We start from the raw sequence: 14745 nt of genomic DNA on the forward strand, positions 1-14745 counted from the left end.
CATGTTCGGCATTCCCTTTCCTTATTTATTTACGGAAGAAGTAATACAAAAACCATGGGATGATAATGGGAGTATAGTACATCTGTGGTCCTCCTTTCTTTTTGTTTGGTCACTTATACTATTCGTATAAAAATCTGGAAATGGAAAAAATATCTAAAAAAGTTTTAGAATGTTTGAATCTCTGAAACTAGTTTTAGAGATCTTTTTATTTTTCCCAAAATGTGAAACTATAATCCAATTGCAAGAATAATGTTGTAAGCGCTTTAAAAATAGATTATAATCAATTTACAAGTACTCGAGTTGCCTTAGTATCAAAGGAGAAGGAGTTATGTCAAAGATTACAAAAGATGAACTGATTGAACAAATCAAAGATGGCATCATTGTTTCTTGTCAGGCCCTCCCTCACGAACCGCTTTATACAGAAACAGGAGGAGTCATTCCTCTCTTGGTTAGAGCGGCTGAGCAGGGTGGAGCTGTCGGGATCCGAGCCAATAGTGTCCGGGATATCAAGGAAATCAAGGAAGTGACAAAGCTTCCGATTATCGGGATCATCAAGAGAGATTATCCTCCTGAAGAACCATTCATTACTGCTACCATGAAAGAAGTAGATGAATTGGCCGTATTAGATATCGCAGTGATTGCCCTGGATTGTACCAAACGTCCGCGTCATGACGGTCTATCGATTGTCGACTTTATCCAGCAAGTGAAGGAGAAATATCCTAATCAACTCTTGATGGCAGATATCAGCACCTTTGAAGAAGGCTTAACAGCTGTCGAAGCAGGCGTTGATTTTGTCGGAACGACCTTATCTGGGTACACAGACTATAGCCCGAAAGTAGACGGACCTGACATTGACTTGATTCGCCAACTCTGCCAAGCGGATGTCGATGTGATTGCTGAAGGTAAGATTCATTATCCTGCACAAGCCAAAGAAATTCATGACCTGGGTGTCAGAGGGGTTGTAGTAGGGGGAGCTATTACACGACCTAAAGAAATTACAGAACGCTTCGTCGCAGCCTTAAATTGAGAAAACAAAACAGAAGATTGAAGGAGGAGGAGACCCAATAGAGACTAGTCGAATTCATTTAATGAGAATGTTTCAGTGAAGGATAACGATGAAGATTTCAAGAAGGAAGTCATATTTGCTTAACTTTCTGCAACATAAATCTAGTGTAAAAGGAGAAATAGATGATATTTGATGATTTAATAAACATAAAATTGTACAAAGGGATTCATCCTAATCTGGATCAAGCGATTGATTTTCTCTATGAACACCGGAAAGATTCTTTTGAGCTAGGGAGATATGATATCGACGGTGACAAGGTCTTTCTCGTTGTCCAAGAAAACACCCTTAACAAAGATGAAAATGATCGCTTTGAACATCATCGCCGTTATGCCGACCTTCATTTATTAGTTGAAGGACATGAATTTTCTAGCTACGGTTCCCTTATCCTAGATGAAGCTATTCCATTTGATGAAGCAAGTGATATTGGCTTTGTTCATTGTGAGAAATTCTATCCACTTCATTTGGGCTATCATAATTTTGCAGTCTTCTTCCCTGGTGAACCTCACCAACCAAATGGTTATTCAGGTCAGGAAGAAACAGTCAGAAAATATTTATTCAAAATTGCGATTGATTAGATGTCTTAAATAGAAAATGGAGGAGATAGGCAATATAGTTAGTTTTTTCGGAGAAGTTAAGTCTTCAAAGCGCTGATTACATATTTTGTATTTAAAACAGAAAGAGGAAAACAATGAAAAATAGTAAGAAAATTCTTTTAGCTTTGGTTCTCGCGTTATTCGCATTATTTGTCACTGCATGTTCATCTTCAAAAAATGATGCAGAAGGAAGTAATAAAACTGGAGAATTATCTGGTGAAATTGTAGTGTGGCACTCATTTACTCAGGGTCCGCGGTTAGAAAGTATTCAAAAATCAGCGGATGAGTTTATGAAGAAGCATCCAAAGGTTAAAATTAAGATTGAGACGTTTTCATGGAACGACTTCTATACAAAATGGACGACTGGATTAGCAAATGGGAATGTTCCAGATATTAGCACTGCATTGCCGAATCAGGTCATGGAAATGGTCAATTCAGATGCTTTGGTTCCATTGAATGATACCGTTAAAAAAATAGGAGAAGATAAATTTAATAAAACAGCATTAGATGAAGCGAAGGTTGATGGCAATTTTTATTCCATTCCTTTGTACTCACATGCTCAAGTAATGTGGGTTCGCACCGATTTATTGAAACAATATAATATTGAAGTTCCAAAAACATGGGATCAATTGTATGAGGCTTCCAAAAAATTAAAAGAAAATGGAGTTTATGGAGTGTCTGTACCTTTCGGGACAAATGATATGATGGGGACACGCTTCTTGAATTTCTATGTACGAAGTGGTGGTGGAAGTCTTTTGACAAAAGATATGAAAGCTGACTTGACAAGTAAACTGGCTCAAGATGGAATTAAATATTGGGTGAAGATGTACAAGGAATTTTCTCCAAAAGATTCACTTAACTTTAATGTCTTGCAACAAGCCACTTTGTTCTATCAAGGAAAGACAGCATTTGACTTTAACTCAGGATTCCATGTTGGTGGTATCCAAGCAAATAGCCCTCAATTGATTGATGCAATTGATGCCTATCCTATTCCAAAGGTGAAAGAATCAGATAAAGATTATGGTATTGAAACTTCTAATATTCCATTGGTAGTTTGGAAGAATTCCAAACATCCAGAAGTAGCGAAGGCATTCTTAGAATCTTTGTATGAAAAGGAAGATTACATTAATTTCTTAGATTCAACTCCTGTTGGAATGTTGCCTGCCATCAAAGGAATTAGTGATGATCCAGCCTATAAAGATAATGACATTCGCAAGAAATTCCAACATGCAGAAGAAGTTATTACAAAAGCAGCAGAAAAAGGTACAGCTATTGGATATGAAAATGGTCCAAGTGTTCAAGCTGGAATGTTAACAAACCAACATATCATTGAACAAATGTTCCAAGATATTATTACAAATGGTAAAGATCCAATGGAGGCTGCTAAGGATGCAGAAAAACAATTGAACGATTTATTCGAAACTGTAGCAGTTGATGTTAAATAATAATAGCAGAGGCTACAATAATGTAGCCTCTGTTTTTAGAGAGGAAAAAGCATATGGTCAAAAATAGAAATTTGACTCGATGGGTGTTTGTGTTACCTGCTATTATCATTGTTGGACTATTATTTGTTTACCCATTTTTCTCCAGCATTTATTTTAGCTTTACAAACAAACATTTGATCTTGCCGCGGTATAAATTTGTAGGATTAGCAAATTATAAAGCAGTTTTATCGGATCCTAATTTCTACAATGCCTTCTTCAACTCCCTTAAATGGACAGTCTTTTCTCTTGTGGGACAAGTGCTTGTTGGTTTTGTATTAGCACTTGCATTGCATAGAGTTAGACGTTTTAAGAAGTTATATAGGACATTGTTGATTGTTCCTTGGGCGTTCCCAACTATTGTCATTGCCTTTTCTTGGCAATGGATCTTAAATGGAGTATATGGTTATCTACCTAACTTGATTGTGAAATTAGGACTGATGAATCACGTCCCTGGATTTTTGACAGAAAGTACGTGGGCTTTCATCTGTTTAGTATTTATTAATATTTGGTTTGGTGCCCCTATGATCATGGTCAATGTTCTATCTGCCTTACAAACGGTTCCGGAGGAACAGTTTGAAGCAGCTAGGATTGATGGAGCCTCCAGTTGGCAAGTTTTTCGATTTGTAATTTTACCTCATATTAAAGTAGTAGTCGGATTACTTGTTGTACTTAGAACAGTATGGATCTTTAATAACTTTGATATTATCTATCTGATTACAGGTGGAGGCCCTTCAAACGCAACAACAACATTGCCAATATTCGCATATAATCTCGGTTGGGGAACAAAACTTCTTGGGCGTGCCTCCGCAGTAACAGTCTTGCTATTTATTTTCTTGTTGGCAGTATGTTTCATTTACTTTGGAGTAATTAGTAAATGGGAGAAGGAGGGTAGAAAATGATGAAGAGAAGAACAAATGTACTCCTTGATATTGGGTCACATGTTGTTTTAGTTATTTCAACTATTATCGCAATTTTTCCTTTAATTTGGATCCTTTTATCTTCTGTAAAAGGAAAAGGTGAATTAACCCAGTTTCCAACAAGATTTTGGCCTAAACAGTTTACTCTCGATTATTTTACGCATGTTATTAATGACCTACATTTTATAGATAATATAAAAAATAGCTTATTAATCGCATTAACGACAACTGTCATCGCTATTATCATTTCTGCAATGGCTGCTTACGGGATTGTTCGCTTCTTTCCAAAATTAGGGGCGATCATGTCTCGATTGTTAGTAATTACTTATATCTTCCCTCCGATCTTGTTGGCAATTCCTTATTCTATTGCCGTTGCAAAAGTTGGATTAACCAATAGTTTAATTGGTTTAATGATTGTTTATCTTTCGTTTAGTGTCCCTTATGCAGTGTGGTTGTTAGTAGGGTTCTTCCAAACAGTTCCAATTGGAATCGAGGAAGCAGCAAAAATAGATGGCGCGAATAAATTTGTTACCTTTTATAAAGTGGTGTTACCAATTGTTGCACCAGGGATTGTGGCCACAGCCATATATACCTTTATTAATGCTTGGAATGAATTTCTTTATGCATTGATCTTGATCAATGATACAAGTAAGATGACGGTTGCGGTGGCTTTGCGTTCATTAAACGGTTCGGAGATTCTAGATTGGGGAGATATGATGGCAGCCTCTGTAATTGTGGTACTGCCTTCAATCATCTTCTTCTCAATTATCCAAAATAAAATTGCAAGTGGTCTTTCTGAAGGATCCGTAAAATAGTAAAAATAGAAACAGGAGAAAAACAATGGTTGTAAATTATGGTGTTGTTGGCACAGGATACTTTGGTGCTGAATTAGCAAGATATATGAAAGAAAATGACGGTGCAGTAATTACAGTTGTGTATGATCCAGAAAATGCAGAAGCTGTAGCAGAAGAATTAGGAGCACGAGTGGCTTCGTCACTAGATGAATTGGTTCAAAGTGATGATGTGGACTGCGTGATTGTTGCTTCTCCTAATAATCTGCATAAAGAACCCGTTATTAAAGCTGCTCAGAATGGAAAAAATGTTTTCTGTGAAAAACCGATTGCTTTATCATATGAAGATTGTAAAGAGATGGTAGAAACATGTAAAGAAAATGGTGTGATTTTCATGGCTGGTCACATTATGAATTTCTTTAATGGTGTTCATCATGCTAAAGAATTGATCAATCAAGGGGTTATTGGAGATGTTTTGTACTGTCATACAGCGAGAAATGGCTGGGAAGAACAACAACCATCCATTTCATGGAAAAAAATTCGTGAAAAATCAGGGGGCCATCTTTACCACCATATCCATGAGTTGGATTGCGTTCAATTTTTAATGGGAGGTATTCCTGAAACAGTTACGATGACAGGTGGAAATGTAGCTCACCAAGGAGAAAACTTTGGTGATGAAGATGATATGATTTTTGTTAATATGGAATTCCCTGGCAAGCGATTTGCCTTGCTTGAATGGGGTTCTGCCTATCGTTGGGGAGAACACTATGTTCTGATTCAGGGAACGAAGGGTGCTATAAAATTAGACCTATTTAATTGTAAAGGTACTCTGAAAGTAGATGGAAAAGAAACTTATTTCTTAATTCATGAATCTCAGGAAGAGGATGATGACCGTACAAGAATTTATCATAGTACGGAGATGGATGGTGCCATTGCTTATGGCAAACCAGGGAAACGAACTCCATTATGGCTATCTTCTGTTATTGATAAAGAAATGAAATACCTTCATGACATAATGAATGGTGCTCCTGTATCAAAAGAATTTGAAAAACTATTAACCGGAGAAGCGGCGTTAGAAGCGATTGCGTCTGCTGATGCTTGTACTCGTTCCATTAATGAAGACCGAAAAGTTAAATTATCAGAGATCATGGGTTAATAATATTACTGATACGACAAAAGGAGAAAAAATGTCAGATTTAAAAAAATATGAAGGAGTCATCCCGGCTTTTTATGCCTGCTATGATGACCAAGGAGAAATTAGCCCGGAGCGGGTACGTGCGCTGGTAGAATATTTTATCGCGAAAGGTGTGCAGGGCTTGTATGTCAACGGATCTTCCGGCGAATGTATCTACCAGAGCGTAGCCGATCGCAAGCTAGTCTTGGAAGAAGTCATGGCAGTGGCTAAAGGAAAATTGACCATCATCGCTCACGTGGCCTGCAACAATACCAAGGACAGCGTGGAATTGGCACGACATGCAGAAGAACTAGGAGTAGATGCCATTGCGGCCATTCCGCCGATTTACTTCCGCTTGCCAGAGTATAGTGTAGCCCACTATTGGAATGAAATCAGCGCAGCAGCGCCAAACACAGACTTTGTTATCTACAATATCCCGCAATTGGCAGGTGTGGCTTTGACACCGAGTCTTTATAAAGAAATGTTGAAAAATCCACGGGTCATTGGGGTGAAAAACTCTTCCATGCCTGTGCAGGATATTCAAACCTTTGCTTCTTTAGGTGGTGAAGACCACATCGTCTTTAATGGTCCGGATGAGCAATTCTTAGGTGGCCGTCTGATGGGAGCAGGAGCTGGTATTGGAGGTACCTATGGTGCTATGCCGGAACTCTTCTTGAAACTCAATCAATTGATTGCGGACAAGGACTTGGAGACTGCGCGTGCCTTGCAGTTTGCCATCAATGGCATTATCGGAGTCTTGACGTCTGCACATGGCAACATGTATGGAGTCATTAAAGAAGTATTGCGGATCAATGAAGGTCTAGAACTGGGATCTGTTCGGAGTCCATTAACTCCAGTAACGGAAGCAGACCAGCAAGTGGTTCAAAAAGCAGCTAGCTTAATCCGTGAAGTCAAGGAACGTTTTCTTTAAAAAAGAATAGAAATCGGAAAGGAGAGGTGTATGGCCTATTACCTAGCGATTGATATCGGTGGGACCAATATCAAATATGGTCTGATTGATGAAGCAGAGAATTTGATTGAGTCGCATGAAATGCCGACAGAAGCTGAAAAAGGGGGACCTGGAATTCTAGGGAAAACCAAAGCTTTAGTAGAATCTTACCTCCAAGAAAATAATATTCTTGGAGTCTGTATTTCGTCAGCTGGCATGGTTGATCCCGATAAGGGAGAAATCTTTTATGCAGGGCCTCAGATTCCCAATTATGCGGGAACTCAGTTTAAAAAAGAAATTGAAGATGCCTATCATATTCCCTGCGAAATTGAAAATGACGTCAACTGTGCTGGTTTAGCAGAAGTCATGTCAGGGAATGGCCAGGGGGCTCAAGTTGCGGTCTGTTTAACAGTCGGCACTGGAATCGGTGGCTGTCTCCTAATCAATGGGGAGATTTTCCATGGCTTTAGCAATTCTGCCTGTGAAGTCGGTTACCTCCATCTTCAAGATGGCGCCTTCCAAGATTTGGCCTCAACAACAGCTTTAGTTGAATATGTTGCTAAGCAACATGGGGACCCTGTCGAACAATGGAGCGGTCGTCGTATTTTCAAGGAAGCGACCCAAGGAAATACTATCTGTATGGCGGGAATCGATCGCATGGTCGACTACCTAGGTAAGGGGCTTGCCAATATCTGTTATGTTGTCAATCCTCAAGTGGTCATTCTTGGTGGTGGGGTCATGGGACAGGAAGCTATATTGAAACCAAAAATTTCAGTCGCCCTCAAAGACTCCCTCGTTCCAAGCCTTGCAGACAAAACACAATTGGAGTTTGCGCATCATCAAAATACGGCGGGGATGATAGGAGCTTACTACCATTTCAAGCAACAGCAAGCTAGACGCAATTAAATCGAAAAGGCTGGGACAAAAGTCCCAGCCTTTCAATTTTCTTTGCATTGTAGAGCAAGACGCAGTGGTTGAGTAGGCTCTACTACGCTGATTTCATCAGCTTTTACAGCCCTACTCAACTGTGCGGAGGTGGGACGATGAAATCGAATTCTAACGAATGACCGATTTCTGTCCCACTCTCTTTTTGTGGAAAAGAAAAACCAGGTGCCGAAGGCAAAAGCCCTTGGCGCCTGGTGATACATATGGAGACTACCGTCTACGTGAATCGTAGCCATTGAGTTTTTTGTTTTCCCAATAGCTATTGAAAATTTTCTCTTTGCGCTCCCGATCCATTTCAAGAAAGTGAGCGTAGATTAAATCAATCGTGGTTAAGAACGGAAGGGTCGCCGTAATACGGTCAATATAGGTGCTTCCAGGTAGGGGAGCAACTGGTAAAATTTCCGTAAAGTCATCTTTGATAGCGTCTGGTTGAGCAGTAAGAAGAACGGTTTTTGCCCCCATTTCTTGAGCATCCAAGAGGCTATGGATAATCGAGCGTGTGGTTCCCGACAGAGAGAAGGCAATGACCAGACAGGATTTATCCAAGATACTGGTCGTCCATGCAAAGCCGTCTTGATCGGTTAAGGCCTCACAAATAACGCCTAGTCGGAGGAAACGAAGTTTCATCTCAGAAGCCACCAATCCTGAGCTTCCTTTTCCAAAGAAGTAGACCCGATCTGCTTGAGTGATTAAGTTAGCGACTTCTTTGATTTGGTCATCTTTTGCTAGGTTTTCTGTAGCCTGAAGGACATGTTGGTAGCGACGCAAGACATCCTGGGTTAATTCGTCGTGCGGGGATTGTTGTTTTTGAGATTTGGTTTCTTCGTTAAAGTGATAGATAAATTCTCGATAGCCTGTGAAGCCACACTTTTGGGAAAAACGGGTCAAAGCAGCTTTTGATACATGCAACAGTTCCGTCACTCTAGACGAGGAAAGAGAGTGTTGCTGTGCTTCAGGAGATAAAAAATAGCGGGCGATGTCTAACTCTAGCTCCGTCATTTCTTCTTGATGGCTCTTAATAATGCTTCGGAGATCACGATCTTGTTTCACAGCGGTCCTCCTTTCAACTGAGGTTACACATGGAGAAAATCCTATAATATATTTCACAGTATAACATAAAAAACCGGGATATACAAGGAGTACGACCAGCGAACGACTGAAAGAAGGAACAGAATCAGCGTCTCTTTTAAATCACCTTTGTTAAAAAAATAACCTCTGGAAACAAAGGAAAGACGCTGAAAAAAGTTGTTAAAATATGTTATAATTTACACAAGAATTTGTTCCTTCTCGTAAAGGAAGAGGTAAGGAGGTGGAGTGATGGCCAACGCAACTCTAGAAATGATGCAAGAGATTGAAATGGCGGCAGAAGCCGTTGTCGCAAGTTACGAAGATCAGGTCCAAGATTTGCGCCAACAGTTAGGTGATCACCTACAGGAGGTAGCAGCATCCTATGACAAAGAGACCGCAAAGCTAGTAGCAGAGAGGGAAGAGTCCTCGAGAGCGACGATTGCTAGCTTGGAAGCAGACCTTGCAGTGACCAGCCAGCGCAATGACGAAAAGGTGCAGCAAGCCATGACAAATAAGCGTGCAGCTTTGGTAGATGAAATTGTAGAAAAGGTGGTAGCAACCTATGGCAATTAGCCCAATGCAACACCTTTCCTTGGTTTTGCCAACCGATCTAATGGACGAGCTTCTCTTGTCGCTCCAGTCAGAGGAGTCCGTCCAAATCTATGATTTGAGCGAGAAAGAGGACTGGCAAGTTGCTTTCCAGACGAGTGATGGGGCCAAAGGATCAGCTCAAAGACTGGATGAACTAAGACGTCGGGAAGAGCAGTTAGAAAAGGCCATTCAGGCCTTGGAGCCTTTTATTCCTCAAAAGAAGGGATTAGAAAAACTAAAAGAAGCTCCCTTATCTTTGTCTTTTCACGATTTAGAGTCCCATGGGGTCATTCGTGATGAGCAATGTCTCTTACAGTCGGTGCAAAAACAATTGGCTGTCTTAGCAAAGGCACGGGATCGCATCCAGCTAGCCCAAGAAGAGCTTGCCTCTTTAGAAAAATGGGTTGACTTGTCAATGACACCTGACCAGCTCAAGCGTTTCCGCTATGTTCGTGGCTTAATCGGCACCATTCCCAATAGTGAACAGGATCAGGCGCGTCAAGCCTTGCTAGCGCACCCAGATGTAGAGGTTGATGTAGTTTTCAGCTCGGAAACAGAGCATGGAGTCGTTATCCTGTACAAGTCTGGTGACTTAGCGGATCTTCAAGATACGCTGACCAGTTCACATTTCAAAGAGTTTGACTACCAAGGAGAGACCCTGCCGAAAGAACGTTTGGAGCAACTCAAGAGAGAGATCAAAGAACAAGGTGCTGTTGAAGCGGCTACTTTGGAAAGGCTTAGCCAAGCCAAGGAAGATCTCAACCAACTCAAGTACCAACTCGATTATGTCTTGAGTCTAGGAGCTCGGGAAGAGGCTAAAGGCTCTCTGGCCAGTACAGCCCATCTAGTCGCATTAGAAGGATGGATTGAGAGCTCTCAACTCAAAGCTTTAAAGGCCAAACTTCAAAAGGAATTTGGGAACCAAGTCGTCTTGCAGACGCGAGAGGTTACTCAAGAAGAATGGGATCAGGTGCCAATCAAACTGAAAAACAATGCCTTGGTGGAGCCCTTCGAGTTAGTGACGGAAATGTATGCTCTGCCCAAGTATTACGAGAAAGATCCGACCCCAATCGTCTCTCTCTTCTACTTTGTTTTCTTCGGCATGATGGTAGCAGATATCGGCTATGGTCTCTTGTTGACATTGGCAACTGGCTTTGCTCTAAAAGCTTTCCAGCTTCAGCCGAGCGCAGCAAAAAACCTTCGATTTTTCTGCCTCTTAGGAATCTCGGTAGCCCTTTGGGGAGTCGTCTACGGTTCCTTCTTCGGCTTTGAGATGCCCTTTGCTTTGATCAGTACGACGACCAATGCCATGGCTATCTTGATCCTATCGGTTGTCTTTGGTTTCATCACCGTTTTGGTTGGTCTCTTCCTAGGTGGAATGAAAAACGTTCGCCTGAAAGACTATACGGAAGCCTACAACGCAGGCTTTGCCTGGGTCTTGATCTTGTTAGGCTTGATGCTCTTAGCAGTCGGAAACATCCTACCAGGTTTATCCTATCTAGTCCCCATTGGCCAGTGGCTAGCCATTCTCAATGCGATTGGCATTTTGGTCGTGTCCATTGTCAGTGCCAAGAAATTATCAGGACTTGCAGCAGGTCTCTTTAATCTTTACAACGTCAGTGGCTATGTCGGAGACTTGGTCAGCTTTACTCGTTTGATGGCGCTTGGTTTATCAGGGGCCAGCATCGGTTCAGCCTTTAACCTGATTGTCAATCTCTTCCCAACCCTGGGACGATTCACCGTCGGCCTTGTCCTCTTTGTCCTCCTCCATGCCATCAACATGTTTCTGTCCTTTTTATCAGGCTATGTGCATGGAGCGCGTTTGATCTTTGTCGAGTTCTTTGGCAAGTTCTACGAGGGTGGTGGCAAGCCCTTCCGACCTCTAAAACCGTCGGAACGCTATGTCAAAACAAAAAAATAATTCAGTAAATCAATCATAAAAAATTTTATAGGAGTATATTCATGGAATCTTTAGCTTCATATTTCTCAACCCATGGGGGTGCCTTCTTTGCAGCACTTGGTGTAGCCATTGCAGTGGCTCTTAGTGGAATGGGTTCAGCTCTCGGTGTTGGTAAGACCGGTCAAGCAGCTGCCGCACTCTTGAAAGAACAACCAGAAAAATTTGCCCAAGCCTTGATCTTGCAATTGTTGCCAGGTACACAAGGTTTGTACGGTTTCGTTATCGGGATCTTGATTTGGTTGCAAATTAAGCCAGATATGGCTCTTGAAACAGGAGTTGCTTATTTCTTCACAGCCCTTCCAGTAGCGATTGTCGGCTATTTCTCAGCAAAACACCAAGGAAATGTCGCAACTGCTGGGATGCAAATCTTGGCAAAACGCCCTGAAGACATGATGAAAGGGGTTATCCTTGCGGCCATGGTTGAAACCTATGCCATCTTGGCCTTCGTTGTGTCCTTCCTTTTGACTCTTCGCGTCGGCTAATCTAGACACACCTCAGTCAAAGAAGAGGAATGTTCTCTTCGTCTATTATCGGTGGCGAAGAACTCCAAAGGAGGAAATAAAAACAATGACGGATTATTCCCAATTAAAGGATTCCATCCTTGAACAGGCCCATGAAAAAGGCCGGAAATTAGTGGCAGAAGCGACGGCCAAGGTTCAAGCAGAGTCCCAGTTGCAGGAAGCTCGTTTGGTAGAAGAAAAGTTACACCAACGGGCGGTTCAATTGCAGACCATTGAGCGCCGCTTGCAACGTGAAAGCCAACAAATCGAAAATCAAAAGCGCCAATCGACATTGGTCACCAAGCAACGGGTCTTAAAAGAGTTGTTTGCGGATGCCTACCAGAAAATGGCGACTTGGTCACGCCAAGAAGAGCTCGCATTTCTGCATCGCATTCTTCCTCGCTATGCAGATCAAGCAATGGTCTTAACGTTTGGTGCTGTGACGGCAGAAAAATTGACAGATCAAGATCGTCAGGATTTGATAGAGGCCTATCCACAGTTTCAATTAGTGAAAGAAACACTTGCCCAAGAGGCTGGTTTTGTCCTTTCCTTTGGCAAAGTGGATGCCAGCTACCTCTACCGTGATTTGGTTGATGCTGTACGGGAGGAGCAAAGCTTCCATATGGCAGCTAGCATTTTTAAAGAAGAGAAAAACTAGGAGGGGCTATGAGTGAACGGACGTATTCTCAAGTAAATACCGGGATTAGTGTACGTGAAGCTAGTTTTTTGAGCCCGGCTCAGTTTGATGCCCTTCTGAATAGCTCCGATGCAGAAGCGCGTGCTAATCTCTTGCAAGGGACGGCCTATGCCTTGGAGGCAGATCAACTGCGTCAAGTCCAAGTGATCGAGCAAGCCTTGATGAAGCACCTTCTAGCAGAGTACGATTGGGCTTATCAGGTAGCTCCGAACCCTGCGGTAGTCGACCTCTTTGCCCTCAAGTACACCTATCACAATCTCAAGGTCTTCTTGAAAGAGCGAGCAACGGGGCGGGATTTGAACTTCCTATTATTGGATGCAGGTCCCTATTCCTTAGCAGTTCTTGAACAAGTAGCCAAGACCTTTTCTTCAGAGAACTGCCCAGAGTTTATGGCTCAAGAAGTCGCAGCAACCTGGCAGGAATATGTCGACTATCAGGATATTCGGGTTCTGGAGATCGGCATGGATCTGGCTTACTTTGATCATCTCAAATGCTTGGCGAAAGATCTGGACCATCCACTTTTAAAATCCTTGGTCACCTTGACCATTGATTGTTACAATGTCATCACAGTTGAACGAGCCCTCAGTTTGAAAAAGCCGAACAGCTTTATGAAGCAACTCTTGTCCGATGCAGGGACCTTCTCAGCAAGAGAAGTCATCCAGTGCGTCGAGCAGGGCAACCTCATCAGTTGGTTCCAACAAGTCAATCCCTTGCCTTATGATGTGGAATTGACACAGTATGAGGAGCAGATGCGAGCAGGCAGAGTAACTGCTGAGACAGTGGAATACCTGGAGCATGTGCTTAAGTACCGAATATTGGAACAAGCTTCATTTGAGATAGACGGGCCCTTACCTTTAGCTCGCTATCTCTTTGGAAAAGAGCTGGAGGTGAAGAACCTTCGTTTGGTCTTGACGGGTCTGGATAATCAGCTCCCGATTGACAAAATAAAAGAAAGGATGAGACCAATCTATGGCCAGTAAAACGCAAAAAATTGCCGTTGTGGGAAACCGTGATGCCATCCTTCCTTTTCAAATGATTGGCTTTCAGACCTTTCCCGTAGCAGAGGCTCAGGAAACCATCAATACCTTACGTCACTTGAGCCAAGAAGATTTTGGCATCATCTATCTGACGGAGGATATGGCTCAGGAAATCCCAGATACCATTGCCCACTATGATCGCCAAGTAACCCCAGCCGTCATCTTGATCCCTACTCATAAGGGAACGACTGGACTGGGACGGCAGCGAATTCGAGACAATGTCGAAAAAGCAGTTGGACAGGATATTTTATGAGAACAAATGAATTTGGCCAAGCGATTGGCGATGCACTGCCTGATTTTACACCAGGGCGTCTGCCAGCTATTGAGCGGATCGAGGGTCGCTATACTGTGATCGAACGCCTCTCAAAAGAAAAACATGGAGCAGATCTTTATCAGGTCTACGGGCCGGACTCTCCAGCAGCGATGTGGACCTTTCTGTTCAAAGATCCTGCCCGCAATGAAGAGGAGTGGGACCGCTTATTGGATGATCTCATGACAGATCAAGGTCGCTTTTACTATGCGATTGTAGACAAAGATTCAGGCAAGGCTTTGGGGACTTTCTCTCTGATGCGGATCGATCAAGCTAACCGAGTGATAGAAGTCGGAGCAGTGACCTACTCACCAGCGCTCCAAAGAACACGCATGGCTACAGAAGCCCAGTATCTCTTAGCGCGCTACGTGTTTGAAGATTTAGGCTACCGCCGCTATGAGTGGAAATGCGATGCCCTAAACCAAGCATCTCGCAAAGCAGCTGAGCGCTTAGGATTCACCTATGAAGGCTGTTTCCGTCAGGCTGTTGTTTATAAAGGTCGGACCCGTGATACAGACTGGTTGTCTGTCATTGACCAAGAATGGCCAGCTATCAAACAGCGCTTCGAAGCCTGGTTGGATCCAAGCAATTTCGATGCCAATGGCCAACAAAAGCAATCTCTAAGAGAGATAGCGCAAAAGTAAAACAAAGAAACAAAGGATT

General features: G+C 42.4%; 16 protein-coding genes. 15 read left to right on the plus strand and 1 reads right to left on the minus strand.

The annotated features are described in order from the left end of the window. Positions 1-328: 328 nt before the first annotated feature. From I2D56_RS07185 to I2D56_RS07220, 8 genes are all read left to right on the plus strand, one after another. Positions 329-1027 carry an N-acetylmannosamine-6-phosphate 2-epimerase gene (locus I2D56_RS07185; RefSeq protein WP_195214396.1) on the plus strand — a complete coding sequence of 233 codons (699 nt, stop codon included), beginning with the start codon at positions 329-331 and terminating at the stop codon, positions 1025-1027. A 161-nt stretch (positions 1028-1188) separates the two neighbouring features. Beyond that, on the plus strand, positions 1189-1641 hold the full coding sequence (locus I2D56_RS07190; protein WP_048687828.1) for a YhcH/YjgK/YiaL family protein: 453 nt from the start codon (positions 1189-1191) through the stop codon (positions 1639-1641). A gap of 113 nt (positions 1642-1754) precedes the next feature. Then, positions 1755-3104 (plus strand): ABC transporter substrate-binding protein, encoded by a 1350-nt coding sequence (locus tag I2D56_RS07195; RefSeq protein ID WP_048687825.1) that lies wholly within the window; start codon positions 1755-1757, stop codon positions 3102-3104. A gap of 53 nt (positions 3105-3157) precedes the next feature. Then, a complete protein-coding gene (locus I2D56_RS07200; protein ID WP_048687823.1) occupies positions 3158-4042 on the plus strand; it encodes a carbohydrate ABC transporter permease in 885 nt (294 codons plus the stop codon). Next, positions 4042-4875 (plus strand): carbohydrate ABC transporter permease, encoded by an 834-nt coding sequence (locus tag I2D56_RS07205; protein WP_048687910.1) that lies wholly within the window; start codon positions 4042-4044, stop codon positions 4873-4875. Before I2D56_RS07200 ends, I2D56_RS07205 begins: the two co-directional genes overlap by 1 nt. Positions 4876-4900: 25 nt before the next feature. Next, positions 4901-6007 (plus strand): Gfo/Idh/MocA family protein, encoded by a 1107-nt coding sequence (locus tag I2D56_RS07210; protein ID WP_006595261.1) that lies wholly within the window; start codon positions 4901-4903, stop codon positions 6005-6007. Positions 6008-6038: 31 nt separating this feature from the next. Beyond that, complete coding sequence (locus I2D56_RS07215; RefSeq protein WP_195214395.1) at positions 6039-6956, plus strand: dihydrodipicolinate synthase family protein; 918 nt, start codon at positions 6039-6041, stop codon at positions 6954-6956. Positions 6957-6986: 30 nt separating this feature from the next. Next, entirely contained in the window at positions 6987-7880 is an 894-nt protein-coding gene (locus tag I2D56_RS07220; RefSeq protein WP_023027495.1) for an ROK family protein, read from the plus strand. 249 nt (positions 7881-8129) lie between these two features. Here the strand turns inward: I2D56_RS07220 and I2D56_RS07225 are convergent, their stop codons facing one another. Further along, complete coding sequence (locus tag I2D56_RS07225; RefSeq protein ID WP_023024932.1) at positions 8130-8969, minus strand: MurR/RpiR family transcriptional regulator; 840 nt, start codon at positions 8967-8969, stop codon at positions 8130-8132. 267 nt (positions 8970-9236) lie between these two features. Between I2D56_RS07225 and I2D56_RS07230 the strand changes: the two genes are divergently transcribed. The 7 genes from I2D56_RS07230 (at position 9237) to I2D56_RS07260 (ending at position 14726) form a co-directional block, all read left to right on the plus strand. After that, positions 9237-9560, plus strand: a complete 324-nt coding sequence (locus tag I2D56_RS07230) for a hypothetical protein (protein WP_117745130.1) — start codon at positions 9237-9239, stop codon at positions 9558-9560. Beyond that, a complete protein-coding gene (locus tag I2D56_RS07235; RefSeq protein ID WP_195348271.1) occupies positions 9550-11499 on the plus strand; it encodes a V-type ATP synthase subunit I in 1950 nt (649 codons plus the stop codon). Before I2D56_RS07230 ends, I2D56_RS07235 begins: the two co-directional genes overlap by 11 nt. Before the next feature lie 41 nt (positions 11500-11540). After that, complete coding sequence (locus tag I2D56_RS07240) at positions 11541-12020, plus strand: V-type ATP synthase subunit K (RefSeq protein WP_023024938.1); 480 nt, start codon at positions 11541-11543, stop codon at positions 12018-12020. 85 nt (positions 12021-12105) lie between these two features. Beyond that, complete coding sequence (locus tag I2D56_RS07245) at positions 12106-12696, plus strand: hypothetical protein (RefSeq protein WP_195348272.1); 591 nt, start codon at positions 12106-12108, stop codon at positions 12694-12696. A gap of 8 nt (positions 12697-12704) precedes the next feature. Then, a complete protein-coding gene (locus tag I2D56_RS07250) occupies positions 12705-13715 on the plus strand; it encodes a V-type ATPase subunit (protein ID WP_195348273.1) in 1011 nt (336 codons plus the stop codon). Beyond that, positions 13705-14025, plus strand: a complete 321-nt coding sequence (locus I2D56_RS07255) for a V-type ATP synthase subunit F (protein WP_048717121.1) — start codon at positions 13705-13707, stop codon at positions 14023-14025. Before I2D56_RS07250 ends, I2D56_RS07255 begins: the two co-directional genes overlap by 11 nt. Then, positions 14022-14726 (plus strand): GNAT family N-acetyltransferase, encoded by a 705-nt coding sequence (locus tag I2D56_RS07260; RefSeq protein WP_195214389.1) that lies wholly within the window; start codon positions 14022-14024, stop codon positions 14724-14726. The genes I2D56_RS07255 and I2D56_RS07260 overlap by 4 nt, the downstream gene beginning before the upstream one ends. Positions 14727-14745 lie beyond the last annotated feature (19 nt).

Origin of the sequence: Streptococcus australis (genome assembly GCF_015553625.1) — a bacterium.
Lineage (GTDB): Bacteria > Bacillota > Bacilli > Lactobacillales > Streptococcaceae > Streptococcus > Streptococcus australis_B.

What these genes read in the sequence shown, in the direction of transcription:
- I2D56_RS07185 (WP_195214396.1), top strand. Translation starts at nt 329, where the DNA reads ATGTCAAAGATTACAAAAGATGAACTGATTGAACAAATCAAAGATGGC.
- I2D56_RS07190 (WP_048687828.1), top strand. Translation starts at nt 1,189, where the DNA reads ATGATATTTGATGATTTAATAAACATAAAATTGTACAAAGGGATTCAT.
- I2D56_RS07195 (WP_048687825.1), top strand. Translation starts at nt 1,755, where the DNA reads ATGAAAAATAGTAAGAAAATTCTTTTAGCTTTGGTTCTCGCGTTATTC.
- I2D56_RS07200 (WP_048687823.1), top strand. Translation starts at nt 3,158, where the DNA reads ATGGTCAAAAATAGAAATTTGACTCGATGGGTGTTTGTGTTACCTGCT.
- I2D56_RS07205 (WP_048687910.1), top strand. Translation starts at nt 4,042, where the DNA reads ATGAAGAGAAGAACAAATGTACTCCTTGATATTGGGTCACATGTTGTT.
- I2D56_RS07210 (WP_006595261.1), top strand. Translation starts at nt 4,901, where the DNA reads ATGGTTGTAAATTATGGTGTTGTTGGCACAGGATACTTTGGTGCTGAA.
- I2D56_RS07215 (WP_195214395.1), top strand. Translation starts at nt 6,039, where the DNA reads ATGTCAGATTTAAAAAAATATGAAGGAGTCATCCCGGCTTTTTATGCC.
- I2D56_RS07220 (WP_023027495.1), top strand. Translation starts at nt 6,987, where the DNA reads ATGGCCTATTACCTAGCGATTGATATCGGTGGGACCAATATCAAATAT.
- I2D56_RS07230 (WP_117745130.1), top strand. Translation starts at nt 9,237, where the DNA reads ATGGCCAACGCAACTCTAGAAATGATGCAAGAGATTGAAATGGCGGCA.
- I2D56_RS07235 (WP_195348271.1), top strand. Translation starts at nt 9,550, where the DNA reads ATGGCAATTAGCCCAATGCAACACCTTTCCTTGGTTTTGCCAACCGAT.
- I2D56_RS07240 (WP_023024938.1), top strand. Translation starts at nt 11,541, where the DNA reads ATGGAATCTTTAGCTTCATATTTCTCAACCCATGGGGGTGCCTTCTTT.
- I2D56_RS07245 (WP_195348272.1), top strand. Translation starts at nt 12,106, where the DNA reads ATGACGGATTATTCCCAATTAAAGGATTCCATCCTTGAACAGGCCCAT.
- I2D56_RS07250 (WP_195348273.1), top strand. Translation starts at nt 12,705, where the DNA reads ATGAGTGAACGGACGTATTCTCAAGTAAATACCGGGATTAGTGTACGT.
- I2D56_RS07255 (WP_048717121.1), top strand. Translation starts at nt 13,705, where the DNA reads ATGGCCAGTAAAACGCAAAAAATTGCCGTTGTGGGAAACCGTGATGCC.
- I2D56_RS07260 (WP_195214389.1), top strand. Translation starts at nt 14,022, where the DNA reads ATGAGAACAAATGAATTTGGCCAAGCGATTGGCGATGCACTGCCTGAT.